At 39.6% G+C, this 18,877-nt stretch carries 12 protein-coding genes and 1 riboswitch; of the genes, 11 read left to right on the top strand and 1 reads right to left on the bottom strand.

Going from position 1 to position 18,877, the window contains the following annotated elements; all coding sequences use genetic code 11:
• Window positions 1-41: 41 nt before the first annotated feature.
• Genes ACM40_RS00810 through ACM40_RS00800 form a run of 3 tightly spaced genes read left to right on the top strand, consistent with a single transcriptional unit; the run spans window position 42 to window position 3,932 of the window.
• Complete coding sequence (locus ACM40_RS00810) at window positions 42-1,691, top strand: DNA repair protein RecN (RefSeq protein WP_048500977.1); 1,650 nt, start codon at window positions 42-44, stop codon at window positions 1,689-1,691.
• 51 nt (window positions 1,692-1,742) lie between these two features.
• Window positions 1,743-3,209: a DUF5687 family protein gene (locus ACM40_RS00805; protein ID WP_048500976.1), complete on the top strand. Its 1,467-nt coding sequence runs from the start codon at window positions 1,743-1,745 to the stop codon at window positions 3,207-3,209.
• A gap of 3 nt (window positions 3,210-3,212) precedes the next feature.
• Window positions 3,213-3,932, top strand: coding sequence for an ABC transporter ATP-binding protein (locus tag ACM40_RS00800; RefSeq protein ID WP_048500975.1), 720 nt, complete (start codon window positions 3,213-3,215; stop codon window positions 3,930-3,932).
• Between the two features lie 79 nt (window positions 3,933-4,011).
• Here the strand turns inward: ACM40_RS00800 and fumC are convergent, their stop codons facing one another.
• Complete coding sequence (fumC, locus tag ACM40_RS00795) at window positions 4,012-5,406, bottom strand: class II fumarate hydratase (protein WP_048500974.1); 1,395 nt, start codon at window positions 5,404-5,406, stop codon at window positions 4,012-4,014.
• A gap of 136 nt (window positions 5,407-5,542) precedes the next feature.
• On the opposite strand from fumC, the gene ACM40_RS00790 reads away from it, so the two are divergent.
• The 8 genes from ACM40_RS00790 to ACM40_RS00755 all read left to right on the top strand — a co-directional run bounded on the left by ACM40_RS00790 (window position 5,543) and on the right by ACM40_RS00755 (window position 18,864).
• A complete protein-coding gene (locus tag ACM40_RS00790; protein WP_048500973.1) occupies window positions 5,543-7,150 on the top strand; it encodes a fumarate hydratase in 1,608 nt (535 codons plus the stop codon).
• A 93-nt stretch (window positions 7,151-7,243) separates the two neighbouring features.
• Entirely contained in the window at window positions 7,244-7,528 is a 285-nt protein-coding gene (locus ACM40_RS00785) for a hypothetical protein (protein WP_185097177.1), read from the top strand.
• A 305-nt stretch (window positions 7,529-7,833) separates the two neighbouring features.
• Window positions 7,834-10,665: an alpha-amylase family glycosyl hydrolase gene (locus ACM40_RS00780; RefSeq protein WP_048500972.1), complete on the top strand. Its 2,832-nt coding sequence runs from the start codon at window positions 7,834-7,836 to the stop codon at window positions 10,663-10,665.
• Window positions 10,666-10,767: 102 nt separating this feature from the next.
• A riboswitch (SAM riboswitch) is annotated at window positions 10,768-10,876 on the top strand.
• A 96-nt stretch (window positions 10,877-10,972) separates the two neighbouring features.
• Window positions 10,973-13,393 carry a TonB-dependent receptor plug domain-containing protein gene (locus tag ACM40_RS00775; protein ID WP_048500971.1) on the top strand — a complete coding sequence of 807 codons (2,421 nt, stop codon included), beginning with the start codon at window positions 10,973-10,975 and terminating at the stop codon, window positions 13,391-13,393.
• A gap of 7 nt (window positions 13,394-13,400) precedes the next feature.
• Complete coding sequence (locus ACM40_RS00770) at window positions 13,401-14,699, top strand: APC family permease (protein WP_048500970.1); 1,299 nt, start codon at window positions 13,401-13,403, stop codon at window positions 14,697-14,699.
• 114 nt (window positions 14,700-14,813) lie between these two features.
• The gene (gene prfA / locus ACM40_RS00765) at window positions 14,814-15,899 is read left to right on the top strand and encodes a peptide chain release factor 1 (RefSeq protein WP_048500969.1); all 1,086 of its coding nucleotides are present in this window, start codon (window positions 14,814-14,816) and stop codon (window positions 15,897-15,899) included.
• A 94-nt stretch (window positions 15,900-15,993) separates the two neighbouring features.
• Complete coding sequence (locus ACM40_RS00760) at window positions 15,994-16,668, top strand: hypothetical protein (RefSeq protein WP_048500968.1); 675 nt, start codon at window positions 15,994-15,996, stop codon at window positions 16,666-16,668.
• 87 nt (window positions 16,669-16,755) lie between these two features.
• Window positions 16,756-18,864 carry a prolyl oligopeptidase family serine peptidase gene (locus tag ACM40_RS00755; RefSeq protein ID WP_048500967.1) on the top strand — a complete coding sequence of 703 codons (2,109 nt, stop codon included), beginning with the start codon at window positions 16,756-16,758 and terminating at the stop codon, window positions 18,862-18,864.
• The last annotated feature ends 13 nt before the right edge of the window (window positions 18,865-18,877 follow it).

Below are 18,877 nucleotides of genomic sequence, written 5' to 3'. Positions count from 1 at the left end.
AATTCTATATTTGCATTACCTAAAGTAATCAGCTATTATCCATGCTTTCGAGAATTTATATTAAAAATTTTGCCTTGATTGATACCCTGGAAGTATCATTGAATAACGGCCTGCAGGTAATTACCGGAGAGACCGGGGCAGGAAAATCAATTATTTTAGGGGCTTTAAGACTGATCCTTGGTGAAAGGGCAGAAACAAAATCTATTGCCAGTTCAGAAGAAAAAAGCATTGTAGAAACAGAATTCGACTTAAATAATCAGTTCAAAAAATTCTTCGTAGAAAATGATCTCGATTACGAGCATCATACCATCATCAGACGAGAGATTCTTCCTTCCGGAAAGTCCAGGGCATTCATCAATGATGTGCCGGTAACACTGGATGTGCTTAAAGAGCTGTCTTCAAAACTCATTGATATCCATTCCCAGTTTGAAACCTCAAACCTTTTCACTTCGGAATACCAGTTTAAAATTATTGACGGACTTTCTGAGAATAAAAAAACGATCGAAGACTATCAGAATGAGTTCTCAGATTTCCAGAGCTTAAAAATACAGCTTAAAAAACTCCAGACCCAGCTTTCGGAAAACAGAAAAGAAAGTGATTACAAAGAGTTTTTACTCAACGAGCTTGAAGAACTGAAACTGGACGATGTAGATTATGAAGACCTTCAGAACCAGCTTTCCATCCAGGAAAATGCAGAAATGATCTCTGAAAATCTTGTACAGATCCTTTCAAGGTTTCATCAGGAAGAAGTCGGGATACTTTCTTTCTTTCATGAAGCAAAAAGTAAGCTTTCGAAAATATCAGAAGTTTCCGGGAGTTTTTCCGAGCTTGATGAAAGGCTTGAAACCTCTTTCGTAGAGCTGAAAGACATTATTTCCGAACTCGAAAACGAATCCGAAAAAATAGAGATCAATCCGGCCAATCTTGCGGTCCTGGTTGAGCTTAATAATAAAATCAATTCCTTATTTCTAAAGCATAATGTTTCTGATATCACTGAGCTGAAAGAGCTGAGAGACCAGTTGGCAGGTGAACAGAAAGGAGCTTCAGAACTTGAAGAGCATATTACTGAGATTGAAGAAAATATTTCTAAAAAAGAGAAGACACTCCGGGATCTCGCAGAAAAGCTTTCGAAGAACAGGAAAAAATCAATTCCTGTTTTCATTAAAAAAGCTGAGGGACTTCTCAAAAAATTAGGTCTTGAAAAAGCCAGAGTTGATATTGAGCTTCAGGATGCCTCTGAATTTAATGCATTCGGGAAAGAAAATATCCAGTTGCTGTTCCAGGCTAACTCAGGATTTCCGTTAAAGCCGATTCAGACCGCGATTTCCGGCGGTGAAAGATCCAGGGTAATGCTGGCGGTGAAGAAAATCATTGCAGAAAGTGATGAGCTTCCAACCCTGATTCTGGATGAAATTGATACCGGAGTTTCCGGGAAGGTAGCAGAAGAGATCGGAAACCTGATGAGGGAAATGGCTACAGATATGCAGCTTATCGTGATCTCCCACTTAGCACAGGTGGCTGCCAAAGGAAACGACAATTATAAAGTCGTAAAACGCGATATTTCCGGCAGGACCCAATCCACGATTATTCCTCTGAATAACGAAGAAAAACTCAACGAGATTGCCCAGCTTCTTTCAGGAAGCAAAATTACTGAGGCAGCATTGGCACAGGCGAAAGAATTAATAGGCTAAAAAAAACTGTAACATATTTTACATTATATTTACTAATATAAAAACTAAAATATGTTTCTAAAGTTCCTAAGGCTTGAAATCAAAAGCTTTTTCCGTGGTACTTCTGTAGGCGTAAACCTTTTCATGAAGATTCTGCGCTTTATAGCGATACTCTATTTTATGGCATGTCTGGCAGGAGGTGCTTTTGCAGCCTTCTTCTATGTGCGGGATGAAATGCATCAGGATCCTTTGATCGTGATTTCAAAACTTTTAATTGTAGCATGGGCCATAGATTTGATCTTAAAGTACATCTGGCAGGAAATGCCTACTCAGAACATCAAACCATTCCTGACGCTGAATATTCCGAAGAATACATTGGTCAATTATATGCTGGTGAAAACTTTTCTTTCAGCCCTGAGCTGGCTGAATTCCCTGTTTTTCGTCACATTTTCGATCATTGCGTTATTCAACGGGTATAGTGTTATTGGGATTCTCACCTGGTTTATCGGGATTTCTTTGCTCTTCTATCTTAATAACTTTATCAATATCCTGTTCAATGATAAAGAAACCATTGTTATTATTATAGGATGTATATTGGCTGCTGTTGCCGGTCTTGGCTATTATAATATTGTTCCTGTACTTTCTTATTCAGAAAAATTTGTATACGGTTTTTATCATAGCCCTTACCTGATTGCAATTCCGGCTGTTCTGTTCTTTGGACTGTGGAAAATAGTTTTCAACTATGTCCGCAAGGAGTTTTATCTTGATCAGGGGCTTGAAGCTAAAAAACAATTCGGGAAAACGGAGAATATTGCATTTTTAAACAAATATGGCGTTATCGGAACATTTATCAATAATGATATTAAAATGCTGAGACGCAACAAAGTAACCAAAGGTATTCTGCTTGGAAGCTTTTTCTTTCTTTTTTACGGAATGCTGATGTATACTTCCACAGCATATAAGACTCCTGCAATGATGATGTTCATGGGATTGTTTGTAACGGGGGGCTTCCAGTTTCTTTTCGGGCAGAGAGTACCGGCTTTCGACAGCTCGTATTATCCTTTAATGATGACGCTGAATGTTCCCTACAAAGAATATCTTAAGGCAAAATGGTGGCTGATTAATATTGTTACGGCGGCTTCAGTAATTATTGCATTATTTTATGCCTATTTCGGTTGGGAAGTTTATGTCACCTTTTTTGCGGCAGGGCTTTATAATATCGGGGTAAATTCTCAGCTGACCCTTTGGTCGGGAGCCTACAATAAAACCCAGATCGATCTGAATTCAAAGGAAAAAAGAATAGGTCAGAAAGGAAGCTTTAATCTTAAATCTATGTTTCTTCTGATTCCTAAGATGCTCCTTCCGATGGGTGTTTTTGCCCTGACAAAATATTTCTTTGGAATTACGGCCGGGGTGGTGAGTATTGCTATTTTGGGCCTTACAGGATTTTTATTCAGAGAAAAAATATTCAATATCATCGTTAAACAATACAAAAGCGAAAAGTATAGTACGCTGGACGCATTCAAAAATAAAGGCTAAACTATGATTACTATCAATAACTTATCCAAAACATACGGAACTGCAACAGTTCTTAATATTGATCATCTTGAAATTCCTAACGGTGAAACATTCGGGCTTGTAGGAAATAACGGGGCAGGAAAAACTACTCTTTTCAGTCTTATGCTCGATCTTATACAGCCGACCACCGGTTTTGTAAGCATTGAAGATATCAAGGTCAATGAATCCGAAGCCTGGAAAAATAAAGTGTCTGCTTTTGTAGACGATACTTTCCTGATCGGTTATCTTACTCCGGAGGAATATTTTTATTTCATCGGCGAACTGAGAGGGCAGAATAAAGCCTCCATCGATGAGTTTCTGAAACCTTTTCATGATTTTTTTAACGGAGAGATCCTGAATTCAGGAAAATACGTCCGTGATCTGTCCAAAGGAAACCAGAAAAAAGTAGGAATTGTGGGTGCCGTTATCGGAAATCCGGAGATTATTATCCTGGACGAACCTTTTGCGAATTTGGACCCTTCTACCCAGATCAAACTGAAAAACCTGATTAAAGAACTTTCAAAGCAGGAAGGCGTTACTTTCCTGATCTCAAGCCATGATCTTTCCCATACTACCGAAGTCTGCAACAGAATTGTTGTGGTGAATAAAGGACAGCTTGTGAAAGATATCAAAACCAATCCGGAAACATTGCGTGATCTGGAGCAGTATTTTGCAGATCAGGTTGCTTCACCTTCAGCAATTTAACTATTTCAAAGGCAATAAACATATAAAAGCCTCAGAAATCCTGAGGCTTTTTCTACTATTTAATCTATAATTCTAAAATTTATTTCAGGCTTCCTACCATATCCTCAGGCTTCACCCATTCGTCAAACTGTTCTGCTGTTAAAAGACCAAGGTTTACAGCTTCTTCTTTTAAAGTAGTACCGTTTTTGTGGGCTGTTTTTGCAATTTTTGCTGCATTTTCATAACCGATATGGGTGTTCAGTGCGGTAACAAGCATTAATGATTTATCTACCAGTTCTTTAATTCTCTCGTGATTCGGCTCAATCCCTTCTGCACAATGGTCATTGAAGGAGATACATGCATCAGCGATCAATTGGGCAGACTGAAGGAAATTGTAGGCCATTACAGGTTTGAAAACATTCAGTTCGTAATTCCCCTGTGTTCCTGCAAAAGAAATCGTGGTGTCGTTTCCGAGAACCTGGGCGCAAACCATTGTCATGGCTTCATTTTGGGTAGGATTCACTTTTCCAGGCATAATAGAAGATCCCGGTTCGTTTTCAGGAATATGAATTTCCCCGATTCCCGACCGTGGACCCGAAGCCAGTAAACGGATGTCCTGAGCTATTTTAAACAAGGAAACAGCCAGTTGCTTTAAAGCTCCGTGAGATTCTACAATGGCATCGTGTGCGGCCAATGCTTCAAACTTATTTTCAGCAGTAATAAACGGATGACCGGTGAATTTCGCAATATATTCCGCCACCTTTACATCGTAACCTTTCGGGGTGTTCAATCCTGTTCCTACAGCCGTTCCTCCCAAAGCAAGCTCGGAAAGGTGGGGAAGTGTATTTTTTAAAGCTTTTAACCCAAATTCAAGCTGAGCTTTGTAGCCTGAAAATTCCTGCCCGAGGGTAAGCGGAGTAGCATCCATAAGGTGGGTTCTCCCGATTTTGACAATATCTTTGAAAGCCTCGGCCTTTTCAGCAAGGGTGTTTTTTAATTTTTCAACTGCCGGAATCGTTACCTCTACTACTTTTTTATAGGCGGCAATATGCATGGCAGTAGGGTAGGTGTCATTGGAAGACTGAGATTTATTTACGTCATCATTCGGATGAATTTCAGATTTGTCGCCTAGAGTTCCTCCATTGTTAACATGAGCCCTGTTGGAAACCACTTCATTAACGTTCATATTGGATTGTGTTCCTGAACCCGTCTGCCAAATTACCAGCGGGAACTGATCATTCAGTTTCCCTTCCAGGATTTCGTCACATACTTTGGCAATCATATCCCTTTTCTCTGCAGAAAGAACTCCAAGATCAGTATTGGTATAGGCTGCTGCTTTCTTTAAATAGGCAAAAGCTTCAATGATTTCGTGGGGCATAGAACTTTCCGGCCCGATCTTAAAATTATTTCTTGAACGTTCAGTCTGTGCTCCCCAAAACTTATCTGCGGGCACCTGAACCTCTCCCATAGTATCCTTTTCGATTCTGTAATTCATTGTGATTGAAATTTTTATAAAGTTAATCATAAACGCAGAATCACGCAATTTATAATCATTATAAATATCAATACAGATGACTGATTTTACTCATGCTTTTTTGAGGATGCCGTATTTTTGCACAAACAAAAATTGAATGGATTTTAGATATCAGGATCCGTATCCGATCCAGAAAGATGATACGGTGTATAAAAAATTGACATCAGATTACGTAAAGGTTGAAAAATTAGGAGAAAGAGAGATTTTGACGGTTGATCCGAAAGGTCTTGAGCTTCTGGCTGAAGAAGCAATGGCAGATGTTTCTTTTATGCTCCGCTCTTCACACCTTGAAAGTCTGAGAAGAATCATCGACGATCCGGAAGCTACTGATAACGACAGATTCGTTGCCTATAACCTGTTGCAAAATGCTGCCGTTGCCGTAGAAGGGGCACTTCCTTCATGTCAGGATACAGGTACAGCTATTGTAATGGGGAAAAAAGGAGAAAATGTGTATACCGGGGTTGATGACGGTGAATACTTAAGTAAAGGAATTTACAATACCTACCAAAAAAGAAACCTCAGATATTCCCAGGTGGTTCCTTTAACCATGTTTGATGAGAAAAATTCAGGGTCAAACCTTCCCGCACAGATTGATATCTATGCTAAAAAAGGAGATTATTATGAGTTTTTATTTTTAACGAAAGGAGGAGGTTCAGCCAATAAAACATTCCTTTATCAAAAGACCAAATCATTACTGAACGAAAAATCTCTTGAAGAATTCGTTAAAGAAAGAATTTCAGATCTGGGTACAGCGGCATGTCCGCCATACCATTTGGCTCTTGTTATTGGTGGAACTTCTGCTGAAGCTAACCTGGCTGCTGTGAAAAAAGCATCTGCAAAATATTACGATCATCTTCCTACAGAAGGGAACGAAGCCGGACAAGCTTTCAGAGACCTTGAATGGGAAGCGAAAGTTCAGAAAATCTGCCAGGAAAGTGCCATCGGGGCTCAGTTTGGAGGAAAATACCTTACTCATGACGTAAGAGTAATCAGACTGCCTCGTCACGCTGCTTCCTGTCCTGTTGGAATGGGGGTTTCATGTTCCGCAGACCGAAATATCAAAGGGAAAATTACAAAAGACGGTATTTTCCTTGAACAGCTTGAACAGGATCCGAAAAGATTTTTACCGGCAACTCCGCCACATTTGGAAGAGGCTGTTGAAATAGACTTGAATAAGCCGATGCCTGAAATATTGGCTGAATTATCAAAATATCCTATCAAAACAAGACTGAAACTAAACGGAACCCTTATCGTTGCCAGAGATATTGCCCACGCAAAAATCAAAGAGATCATCGACAGCGGTAAACCAATGCCTGAATATTTCAAGAATCACCCGATTTATTACGCAGGACCTGCAAAAACACCGGAAGGAATGGCTTCAGGAAGTTTCGGACCAACCACTGCCGGAAGAATGGATGTATACGTTGATGAATTCCAGAGCCATGGAGGAAGTATGATCATGCTGGCCAAAGGAAACAGAAGTAAAGACGTTACCAATGCATGTGCCAAGTACGGAGGATTCTACCTTGGTTCTATTGGTGGTCCGGCTGCTATTCTTGCCAAAGACAATATTGTGTCTGTAGATGTGGTAGACTTCCCGGAACTGGGGATGGAGGCAGTAAGAAAGATCGAAGTGAAAGATTTCCCTGCATTTATCATTACGGACGATAAAGGCAATGATTTTTTTGCCAATCTCGCCCATTAATTAGTTTAAAATCAAAATAAATTATAAAATAGGGCTTCTATCTTTTGTGTACAAAACAAAAAAGTCCTATTTTTGCCTAAAATCTTTAAGAGAATGATAACGATTTTATCAGCATTTTGGCCGTTCTACCAGTTCCTATGGACTATATTCTTTGTAACAATGTTCCTAGTAGGGTTCTGGTGTATCTTTATGTTCTTCGGTCTGGTAATCCCAATGTGGTTAACTGAAGGTCTGAAAGAATATTTCGGAAAAGTAAAGCCTTTCGACCCTGAAGATATCAGAAGAAAACAACTAAACGAACAGGAAGGTGTAGAAGTAATCTTCAGCAATCCTAAAGGAAACGGACCTTTCATCCACGATCACGGACATCATCATTAATTGATTGTCATTGCTTTTTCACCTGAATTCTGAAAAAGTAATATCAAAGCAAAACAACATATATAAACCTCCTAATTTTTTAGGCGGTTTTTTTTATTACCATTCTCAGTTTTTCAGGACCAGCAAGGGCTTTTTAAAAGTATTTTGTTGTGAAATATCCTGATTAATTTATTTTAAAAAATAATTCATTACAGTTATACTTCTTGCAAAGACCCGTGAAAAATGCATGGGTCTTTTTTCTGTGAATAAAAAAAATGGAGGACTTAAATAAAAATAAATCCTATATTCGATAAAAAAAATAAAAAATGAGAAAATTTTATTCCCTTATTTACCTGTTTATTACAGCGTTTGTTTTTGGGCAAATCAATTATACGATTGCTCCGAATCCATTTAATGAAACAGATGTTATTACTTTAACGGTGCCGGGAGACCAGATTGATGAAACAGCCTGGGGTGTTTCAAACAATGCCGTTTATATCTGGTCATGGTCTTTGGATACCAACTATCAGAACAGTCAGGACTGCCCTACCAATGGCAGCTGGAATAATTCCAATGAACTGAATAAACTTACCTACAATTCAGGAACCGATACGTATTCCATGACCTTTACTCCAACTGCTTTTTATGGAAGAACAGGAATCGGCAGATTCGGGTTTTTATTGAAGGATAAAACCGGGTCTCACCAGACTTCGGACACTTTTGTGAATGTTGGGGTTTTAAATTTAAGCCTGACGAATCCGGCAGCCAACAGCTTAACTACTGTTCCGGCCGGAAATTCAATTAATATTACTGCAACGACGAATGTTGCCGCAACATTTCAGCTAAAGGCAAACGGAACAGTTGTAAATTCTACCTCTGTACCTTCGCAGTCTTACAGTTTTAGCTATACGGTAACTCAGGATGCTAATATGGAACTGATTGCAACAGCCAATTCAAATACTAAGAATGCCACATTCATGCTGCAGGTTCCGAGAAATGTGGTTTCAGAAACCATCCCGGGATGGATAAGACAGGGAATTAACTACAGTCCTACGGATCCTACCAAAGTAGGTCTTGCTTTGTATGCTCCTTATAAAAACTTTGTACATGTCATCGGAAGTTTTAATAACTGGACGGTGAATGATACTTATCTGATGAAAAGAGATACCACGAACCCTGATCTTTACTGGATTGAACTGACCGGGTTGACTCCACAACAGTTGTATACCTTCCAGTACAGAACAAACGATATGAAAATTGTAGCAGATCCGTTCTCACCTCAGATTCTCTCTTCCTATGATGACCAGTGGATTTCAGGCACTACCTATCCGAATTTGCCTCCATTCCCGGCCGGACAGAATTTTGAAGTATCGATGTTTAAAACAGGTCAGACTCCTTACAACTGGCAGGTAACCAATTTCCAAAGACCGGCCAAGGCAGATCTGATGGTGTATGAAGTATTGCTGAGAGACTTTACACAGGAAAAAAACTGGCAGTCGCTGATCAATAAAATTTCCTATTTAAAAAACTTAAATATCAATGCGATCGAGCTTCTTCCTATTATGGAATTCGAAGGCAATCTTTCGTGGGGGTACAATACTTCTTTCCACTATGCGCTGGATAAAGCTTACGGGACTCCTGAGAAATTCAAAGAATTTGTTGATCTGTGCCATCAGAACGGAATAGCGGTTATTTTAGATATTGCTTTCAACCATGCAACAGGACGTTCACCGTTAGCCAGACTCTGGAATATTGATCCGGATGGTGACGGTTATGGTGATATTGCAGCCAACAACCCTTATTTTAACCAAGTTCCAAAGCATTCTTATAATGTATTTAATGACTTTAACCATACCAGTCCGGCTACACAGTACTATGTTGAAAGAAGTCTTCAGCAGTGGCTGACGGAATATCATATCGACGGATTCCGTTGGGATCTTACCAAAGGGTTTACCCAAAGCTGTTCTGAAAATGATGAAGCCTGTACCAATGCTTACCAGCAGGACAGGGTAGATATTATGAAGAATTATGCTGACAAGCAGTGGGCAATAGACCCGAACTCCTACATGATTTTCGAGCATTTGGGAACGGATGCAGAAGAACAACAGTGGGCAAATTATAGAATCGCCGAAGGAAAAGGAGTAATGCTTTGGAACAAGCAGACTGATCCTTACAACCAAAACACTATGGGTTATAAGGAAAACAGCAACTACGACAGAATGAATCACACCCTTCATGGCTTCACGAACATGTCGGCGGTGGGTTATGGAGAAAGCCATGATGAAGAAAGATTAATGTTTAAAAACCTTGCATATGGTGCTTCTAACGGAGCTTACAATGTTACCAACCTGAATACAGCCCTTGAAAGAATGAAAACGTTCGGAGCCACATTCTTTACGATTCCCGGCCCGAAAATGATCTGGCAGTTTGGAGAGCTTGGCTATGAATTCAGTATCAACCGATGTGCAGACGGTACAATCAGCAGCGGATGCAGAACTGATGAAAAGCCTGTTGCCTTTACTTTAGGATATGATACCAATGCGAACAGAAAGTCAGTGTATGATACCTGGGCTAAAATTATCAATATCAGAAATACCTATCCTGTTTTCAAATCAAAAACATACAGTGTAGAATCTAATAACCTAGCCAATGACCCTGAAGGCTTAATTACAAGGATTTATGTATATGACAATACAATCGCGGGAGTGAAGAATATTGTGGTTTTGGCCAACTATACCACTTCTGCACAGAATGTAGTCCCTTATTTCCCTTATACAGGACAGTGGCAGAATTTGATGGATAATTCTGTTTCGAATATCGCCTCTACTACGGCTCCTATTACCTTGCAGCCAGGAGAGTTCCGTATTTTTGGAAACTATGCAGGAGCTCTGTCAACATCCGATGTGAATGCAGCCAATAAACTATCCCTTCAGATTGCAGACAATCCTGTAAAGAACGGTTTGGCAAAACTCATTTATCATAAAGCCAGAAACGGGGAAATCTCCATCTTTGATATGAGCGGTAAAAAAATGCATTCATTTAAATTAAATGCCGAAAGCGGAACCTATGAGCTGAAAGCCAATTATCCTCCGGGAACCTACCTGGTTCATCTCCAGTCTGAAACAGGCATAGCCATTCAGAAGATGATCATCAAATAAAATAAAGAGGGACAATGATATATTGTCCCTCTTTTTTATTGACAGCATAGAAAATATAACCTGTTTTTTGAAAATTAAAAATATTAGTCTACTTTTGCAGTAGATTTATCAAGAAAGGTGGAGGGATTTGGCCCTATGAAACCTTAGCAACCTGCACGGCTCTAAAAAGTGTAAAGGTGCTAATTCCAACCCGATATGGGGAAGATGAGAAAGTCAATATTCTGACAGTAATTCCATTTCTTGAAGTCTTTTATAGCTGCGGATAAGGTCCGTGGAAAATATTTATGATTAATTTACAAGGACAAAGATGAAAAAACTAAGCCTGTCTGTTATCCTTTTGGGAGTTGTTTTGGTTAATGCCCAGGAGCAGGAAAAAGGAACCCAGATCGAAGATGTAATTATTGTGGGAAACCGGAATGCCAAAAGAACCAAACTGGAAACACCGGTTCCCGTAGATGTTATCAATATAGAAAAACTGCAGAAATCCGCTCCGCAGACGACGGTTCAGGATCTGCTGAATTATGTCATTCCTTCATTCAATTCCGTAAGACAGTCAGCCTCCGACGGGACGGAGCATATTGACCCGGTGACTTTAAGAGGAATGGGCCCTGATCAGGTATTGGTGCTTATCAATGGAAAAAGAAGACATACTACCTCACTGGTTAATTATCAGAATACAGTAGGAAATGGATCTGTCGGGACAGACCTCAGTACTATTCCGGTAATTGCTATTGACAGGATTGAAGTCCTGAGGGACGGTGCAGCTGCACAATATGGTTCCGATGCCATTGCAGGAGTTGTAAATATTATCCTTAAAAAAGATATTGGAGCAACAGCAACAGCGTCTTACGGGATCAGCGGAAGAAATGACGGGGAAACCTATCAGGCCGGAATCAACTACGGATCTTCTCTGGGAAAAAAAGACAGCTATGTGAATCTCTCACTACAGTTAAGCCACAGAGGAAAAACCACCAGAACTCAAAACCACGATCTTGATATCTTCGGAAGTAATTTTGCGTATGAATTTGCAGATAATCCGGAGGCCGCGAGAGCGGAAGATGACAGGATTATAAGAGAAAGAGGGCTTACGCGGGATGATTTTAATTTCCAGATCGGAGACGCACAGATCAGGCAGGCGCAATTGTTTTTTAATTCTGAATACCCTTTCAGTGAAAACTTTAAGCTGTATTCTTTCGGAGGTTTTAGCATTAAGGAAGGAAAGGGCTTCGGTTTCAGGAGGTTGCCGGGAGAGACAGATAATGTGGTTGCTGATATTTATCCCAATGGTTTTCAGCCTGTTCTGGGATCGCAGGTGTATGATTTTTCTTATGCCTTGGGAGCGAAATATAATGTAAATAACTGGCTGATCGATTTAAGCAATACTTTTGGAAGCAATACTTTCAATTATAATGTAGACCATACCAACAATGCTTCATTGGGAGCAAAATCCCCTACAAGCTTTTATGCCGGCGCGCATAGCTTCCTTCAAAATACGATTAACCTAGATGTTTCTAAGAATATTAATCAGTTTAATGTAGCCTTTGGAGGAGAATTTCGTTTTGAGGAGTATCAGATCAAGCCGGGGGATGAAGCTTCTTACACCCGGTATGATATCAATGGAAATCCGGCAACTCCCGGATCTACAGTAGAAGGGAATGGTGGCTCACAATCGTTTATCGGTTTTTCTCCGGATAATGCACTGAAAAAATCAAGACATTCTGCAGCAGTTTATGCAGACGTTTCTTATGATTTAGCTAAAAAATTAAATATAGACCTTGCAGGAAGATTTGAAAATTATTCAGATTTCGGAAATACCCTGAACGGGAAACTGGCGGTGAGGTATGAATTTATAAAAGATTATGCAATACGGGCCGCTGTGGGAACCGGTTTCAGGGCTCCGTCCCTTCAACAGCAGTATTTTAATAATTCCTATGCCGATATCTCCACTTCCGGATCCGGAATCGTTACCAAAGGAATTTTCCGGAACGACAGTGATGCGGCCAGAGCTCTGGGATTTGATCAGCTAAAACAGGAAACTTCAGTCAACGCAAGTGCAGGATTTACCCTGAAGCCAGCCAACAGATTGTTTATTACAGTAGATGGCTATTGGATCAGGGTAAAAGACAGAATTGTGATCACCAGTAATATTGAAGATCCAAGACTCGCTCAGTACAATGTGGAAAGCGGAAGATTTTTTGCCAATGCTATCGATACGGAAACCAAAGGTGTGGATGTCGTTGTTACCTACGATTGGAAACTGGGTGGTGGAAATTTAAATATCAGCCTGGCAGGAAATTATACGGAAACCAAGATTACAGATTTTCATTTCCCGGAAAACCTGGTCCCTTCACAAGATGAATTTTTCGGACCGGATCAGGTGAATATCATTGAAACCCTTTCGCCCAAGACAAAAGCCTCGCTTGGTCTGAATTATGCCATCGGAAAATTCAATTTAATGGTTAGAAATACGTATTTTGGTCAGGTTATACGTGATGGGTATCCATTTGGAAAAGTCCAGAAATTCTCTCCTAAAGTGGTTACAGATGTGAGTGTAGGCTATGATATAACTAAAAATATTAATCTGACGATAGGAGCGAATAATGCCTTTGATGTTTTTCCGGACCGTCAGATCTATGAAAATTCCTATTATGGAGTATTTAAATATGCCCCGGTTCAGATGGGAACGCTGGGGAATTATTTCTTCGGAAGGCTTAATTTTAATTTTTAACTGCTAAATGAGTACTACGCACCAGATAGGCTGGAAAACGGCTGCCGCTATCGTTGTCTCCAACATGATCGGGACAGGGATATTCACTACTTTAGGCTTTCAGCTGTCTGATATTACCAATACCTACAGCATTTTCCTGCTTTGGATCATCGGCGGGATTCTTGCGCTGTTCGGGGCATTTTGCTATGCCGAGCTGGGTTCCTATTTTAAAGGGAACGGAGGCGATTATATTTATCTGAAGGAAACCTACCATCCCATATTTGGATATCTGGTTAGCTGGATTTCCCTGATTATAGGATTTTCTGCACCGGTAGCTTTGGCTGCGCTTGCGATGTCAAAATACCTTTCAGCCTTTAATTATACCTTTGGAAACGGCTTTGCCACTGCTGTCATTTTCATTGTGGCGGCAGCATTGTCATTCAGCCTTAAAACATCAAGCAGGTTTCATAATTTTTTTACATTCATCAAGATTGCATTTATTATTGTGCTTATCATTCTGGGCGTGGGGCTGTCAGGATCTGATGCCGGGAACAGCCTGGAATTCAGCAGCAGCTGGCAGGATGAAATTATGCTTCCTGCATTTGCCACCTCATTGGTTTTTGTTACCTATTCCTATACCGGATGGAATTCTGCCTCTTATATTGCGGGGGAAATAAAGGATGTTCAGAAAAATCTTCCCAAAGCTTTGATTGTAGGAACTGTTTTCGTGACAGTGAGCTATCTTTTGGTCAATTTTATTATGTTGAAACATGCTCCTGTAAATCAGCTGGCAGGTAAAGAAGACGTGATGGGAGAAGCAGCGCGAAATATGCTTGGAGTAGGCTTTGGAAAGATTGTCAACATTTTCATTGCTTTACAGCTTATTGCCACTATCAGTGGCTATCTGTGGGTAGGCTCAAGACTTACACAGGCTTTTGCGAAAGAAAATCATTTATGGAGGCCGCTTGCCGTGAACAACAAGAAAGGAATTCCGGTAAGAGCCATTTTTGCTCATGCAATGATTGCTTCAGTAATCATTTTAACGGGAAGCTTTAAGGAAATTTTTGTGTATACTGCCTTTATTCTCCAGCTGTTTGCCAGCTTATCCATTTCTACTGTTTTCTTTCTTAAAAAGAGTCAGCGGAAAATATTCAAATCCAATATATTCTACATTTTCCCTGCTGTTTTCCTGCTTTTCAGCATTTATATCCTTTATTTTACCCTTATCCATAATCCTAAAGAAAGCATTATAGGACTTGGAATCGTGGTTTTTGGACTGATTTTGTATGTTATCGACAGGAAATTTTTTAAAAAGCCTGCAGAATAGTTTATTTCTTGCCATTCTTAGCCTTATAGGTCTTAATGATCAGAAAATTAGAGATCAAAGGAATTTTAATTTGAATTAATAAATTCTTATCTTTGCACTCTCAAAAATTGCAGAATGTCTAAATCATTAATTCCAAAACTAGAAGCTATTAAACAAAGATATAATGAGGTTGCCGACCTTATTATACAGCCTGATGTTATTTCAGATCAAAAAAAATATTCTTCTCTGAATAAAGAATACAGTGATTTGGGTAAGATTGTGAAAGTTTACGATCAGTACAAAGGTGCTCTGGATGCCATTGAAGAATCTGATGAAATTATTGCAGACGGTTCGGACAGAGACCTGGTAGATCTTGCCAAAGAGGAAAAACTGGAAGCCCAGGCTAAAATTCCGGGGTTGGAAGAAGAATTGAAAGTTTTACTGATTCCTAAAGATCCTGCAGACGACAAAAACATCATTGTGGAATTACGTGCCGGAACAGGAGGTGATGAAGCGGCTATTTTTGTGGAAGACATCTACAGAATGTACAGCATGTATTTCAAGACAAAAGGATGGAAACATGAAGTGACAGATTCCAATGAAGCGGCAAAAGGCTACAAAGAGCTGATTATGAAGGTAGAAGGTGAAGGTGTTTACGGAATTATGAAATTCGAATCCGGGGTTCACAGGGTACAACGTGTTCCTGAAACAGAATCTCAGGGAAGAGTTCACACTTCTGCCATTACAATAGCTGTGCTTCCGGAAGCTGAAGAAGTGGATGTGGAGATCAATCCTGCAGATATCGAAATGCAGACGTCCCGTTCAGGAGGTGCCGGAGGACAAAACGTTAACAAGGTAGAAACTAAAGTACAGCTGACCCACAAACCTTCAGGTTTAGTGGTGGTATGTCAGCAGGCCCGTTCTCAGCTGGCTAACCGTGAACTGGCCATGGAAATGCTTCGTGCAAAATTATACGATATTAAGCTTCAGGAGGTTCAGGGAGATATTGCAGCGCAGAGAAAGACCATGGTTTCTACAGGAGACCGTTCTGCCAAGATCAAGACCTACAACTATCCTCAGGGAAGAGTTACAGACCACAGAATCAACAAATCTATGTACAATCTGGACGCTTATATGAACGGAGACATTTCTGAAATGATAGACGCAGTCATCATGGCAGAAAATGCAGAAAAGATGAAGGGGGAAGAGGAAAATTACTAAAAATAAATTTACAAATCAGGCTCTTGAATTTTCAAGAGCTTTTTTTTGCTTTATCTCTATATTTAAAATTAAACCAACACTAGATATAATTAATATGAAGAATCTTAAAATCATTGTATTACTGATGCTGGCATTATTCAGCCAAAACCTGCTGGCACAGACAGAAGTGAAAAAACCTTCGGAAGTTTTTGAAATGTACTTCGGAACCTTTGTGAAAAATGACAATGCTGCACTTTCTAAGCTGAATGATTATCTAAAGCCTACTGTGGAGGGAGAGAATGCCTATCAGGTAGATTTTAAAACCGTTTCCCAGGAGATGATGAAAGAAAGTACGGATAATTTTCTTTCTGCTTTTTCCAAGTCCACGGCAGATGCCTGCAGAAAAGAAGCCGAAGAGTATTTTACGGCTATGATGGAAAATTTTAAAAACGGTAAGCTTGCTGTTAAAGAGGTAAAAATTGTCCAGAATGAATATATTGAAGACCAGAAAATTGCAGAGGTTACCTATACTGTAAACTTCAAAGTTCCTGCAAAACTTCCCGATGTACCGGCCGGAGAAATCCAGAAAGTTAAGCCGGAAGATCTTAAGAAATATCTAGTTCAGAGTGTACAGGATTTTAAAAATGCAGATAAAACTGTAGAAACGGAGCAAAAATTCAGGTTATACCAACTTAATGAAGGCGGAAAAACATACTATTGGAATGGAAGCCCTGATGAAATTGTTTCAGGACTGACCGATTTTTATTTTGAAAGCTTCGGATCTAAATAATGATCTTAAAAAAATTAAATATAGGCTCTGGTTTCAGGGCTTTTTTTATTCCATATACTTTGTGTATTTTTGAGAAAACCCTTGATTATGAATTTTAAGCCTATCTTATTAACCGCTGGAGTCTTGTTTTCAGCAACTTTTTACTCTCAAAAAATGAATTATCCTAAAGCCGTAAAAGGAAATCAGACCGATACTTATTTTGGTAATGCTGTAGCAGACCCATTCAGAGACCTTGAAACTGATTCCCAGGCTACCAAAAAATGGGTAGATGATGAGGTGGCATTCAGCCAGAATTATCTTTCGAAAATCCCGTTCAGAAGTGAAATTAAAAATCAGCTGACAGAAATCTGGAATTATGAGAAAATTTCAGCGCCATTTAAAGAAGGAGATTACACCTATTATTATAAAAATGACGGTCTTCAGGCACAATCCATTTTATACAGAACAAATAATAAGACCAAGGCAACGGAAATATTTTTAGATCCGAATAAATTTTCAGAAAAAGGGACTACTTCACTTTCCAATCTGTCATTCAACAAAAAAGGAAACCTTGCAGCTTATTCTATTTCTGAAGGTGGAAGCGATTGGAATAAGATCATTATCATCGATGCTATTACCAAAAAACAGATCGATGAAACCCTGGTAGATGTAAAATTCAGCGGAATTTCATGGCAGGGCGATGAAGGATTCTATTATTCGAGCTATGACAAGCCAAAAGAAGGAACCGTACTTTCAGGAATGACCGACAAGCACAAAGTGTATTTTCATAAATTGGGAACCAAGCAGTCTGAGGATAAATTAATTTTCGGAGGAGATCAGACACCGAGAAGGTATCTTGGAGCCGGAGTTTCCGAAGACCAGAGATATCTGATTATTTCTGCTGCTAATGCAACCAATGGAAATGAATTGTATATCAAAGATTTAAAGAAGGGAGGTGATTTTGTACAGATCAATAAAGGATTTGATATTAATGCCAGCATTGTAGATACTCAGGGCGATGATCTTTTCATCTTTACCGATAAGGATGCCCCGAATATGCGCCTTGTAAAAACCAGCATCACAAATCCTTCACCGGAAACCTGGAAAGACGTTATTCCTCAGACGGAAAATGTATTGGGAATATCTACAGGAGGCGGATATTTCTTTGCTACTTATATGGTTGATGCCATTGATCAGGTCAAACAGTTTGACAAAACAGGAAAACTGATCAGGGAAATTGCTCTTCCGGGAAAAGGAAATGTAAGTGGTTTTGAAGGAAAAGAAGAGGAAAAAGAACTTTATTTCTCTTTCAGCAACTATATTACACCGGGGACAACGTATAAATTTAATGCAGATTCCGGGAAATCTGAAATTTATCAAAAGCCAAAAGTGAAGTTCAATCCTGAAGATTACGTTTCTGAGCAGGTTTTTTATACGTCAAAAGACGGGACCAAAATCCCTATGATGATCAACTATAAAAAAGGAACAAAGCTGGATGGTAAAAATCCTACGATTCTCTATTCTTACGGAGGGTTCAACATCAGCCTTCAGCCTTCATTCTCTGTGGTTAATGCCATCTGGATGGAGAACGGGGGAATCTATGCTGTACCGAATATCCGCGGAGGTGGTGAATATGGTAAAAAATGGCATGATGCCGGAACAAAAACGCAAAAGAAAAACGTTTTTGAAGACTTCATTGCAGCAGGAGAATATTTACAGAGCAAAGGTTATACTTCAAAAGAATATATGGCATTATCCGGAAGATCGAACGGCGGACTTCTTGTAGGAGCCACCATGACCATGCGTCCTGACCTTGCAAGAGTAGCTTTCCCGGGTGTAGGAGTTCTGGATATGCTGAGATACAATAAATTTACAGCGGGAGCAGGATGGTCATATGACTACGGAACAGCAGAAGACAGTAAAGAAATGTTTGAATACCTTAAATCCTATTCCCCGGTCCACAATGTGAAAAAAGGAACATGTTACCCTTCCACAATGATCATTACAAGTGATCATGATGACAGAGTGGTTCCTGCACATTCTTTCAAATTCGGGGCAGAGCTTCAGGATAAGCAAAGCTGTAAAAACCCGATTTTACTGAGAATTGAGAAAAATGCCGGCCATGGAGCAGGAAGAGCAACCGATCAGGTGATCAGTGAAAATGCAGATCTTATTTCTTTTGCCCTTTATGAAATGGGAATAACAAAACTGAAATAATTGAATGTTAAAT

It is taken from the genome of Chryseobacterium sp. BLS98, from assembly GCF_001045445.1.
Lineage (GTDB): Bacteria > Bacteroidota > Bacteroidia > Flavobacteriales > Weeksellaceae > Chryseobacterium.
Note: the sequence above shows the minus strand (reverse complement) of the source record. Positions and strands in the feature narration are given on the sequence as shown.

Excerpts from the sequence above, each read along its gene's own strand:
- ACM40_RS00775 (WP_048500971.1), top strand. The coding sequence starts at position 10,973 with ATGAAAAAACTAAGCCTGTCTGTTATCCTTTTGGGAGTTGTTTTGGTT.
- ACM40_RS00755 (WP_048500967.1), top strand. The coding sequence starts at position 16,756 with ATGAATTTTAAGCCTATCTTATTAACCGCTGGAGTCTTGTTTTCAGCA.
- fumC (WP_048500974.1), bottom strand. The coding sequence starts at position 5,406 with ATGAATTACAGAATCGAAAAGGATACTATGGGAGAGGTTCAGGTGCCC.
- ACM40_RS00760 (WP_048500968.1), top strand. The coding sequence starts at position 15,994 with ATGAAGAATCTTAAAATCATTGTATTACTGATGCTGGCATTATTCAGC.
- ACM40_RS00790 (WP_048500973.1), top strand. The coding sequence starts at position 5,543 with ATGGATTTTAGATATCAGGATCCGTATCCGATCCAGAAAGATGATACG.
- ACM40_RS00805 (WP_048500976.1), top strand. The coding sequence starts at position 1,743 with ATGTTTCTAAAGTTCCTAAGGCTTGAAATCAAAAGCTTTTTCCGTGGT.
- prfA (WP_048500969.1), top strand. The coding sequence starts at position 14,814 with ATGTCTAAATCATTAATTCCAAAACTAGAAGCTATTAAACAAAGATAT.
- ACM40_RS00810 (WP_048500977.1), top strand. The coding sequence starts at position 42 with ATGCTTTCGAGAATTTATATTAAAAATTTTGCCTTGATTGATACCCTG.
- ACM40_RS00770 (WP_048500970.1), top strand. The coding sequence starts at position 13,401 with ATGAGTACTACGCACCAGATAGGCTGGAAAACGGCTGCCGCTATCGTT.
- ACM40_RS00785 (WP_185097177.1), top strand. The coding sequence starts at position 7,244 with ATGATAACGATTTTATCAGCATTTTGGCCGTTCTACCAGTTCCTATGG.
- ACM40_RS00800 (WP_048500975.1), top strand. The coding sequence starts at position 3,213 with ATGATTACTATCAATAACTTATCCAAAACATACGGAACTGCAACAGTT.
- ACM40_RS00780 (WP_048500972.1), top strand. The coding sequence starts at position 7,834 with ATGAGAAAATTTTATTCCCTTATTTACCTGTTTATTACAGCGTTTGTT.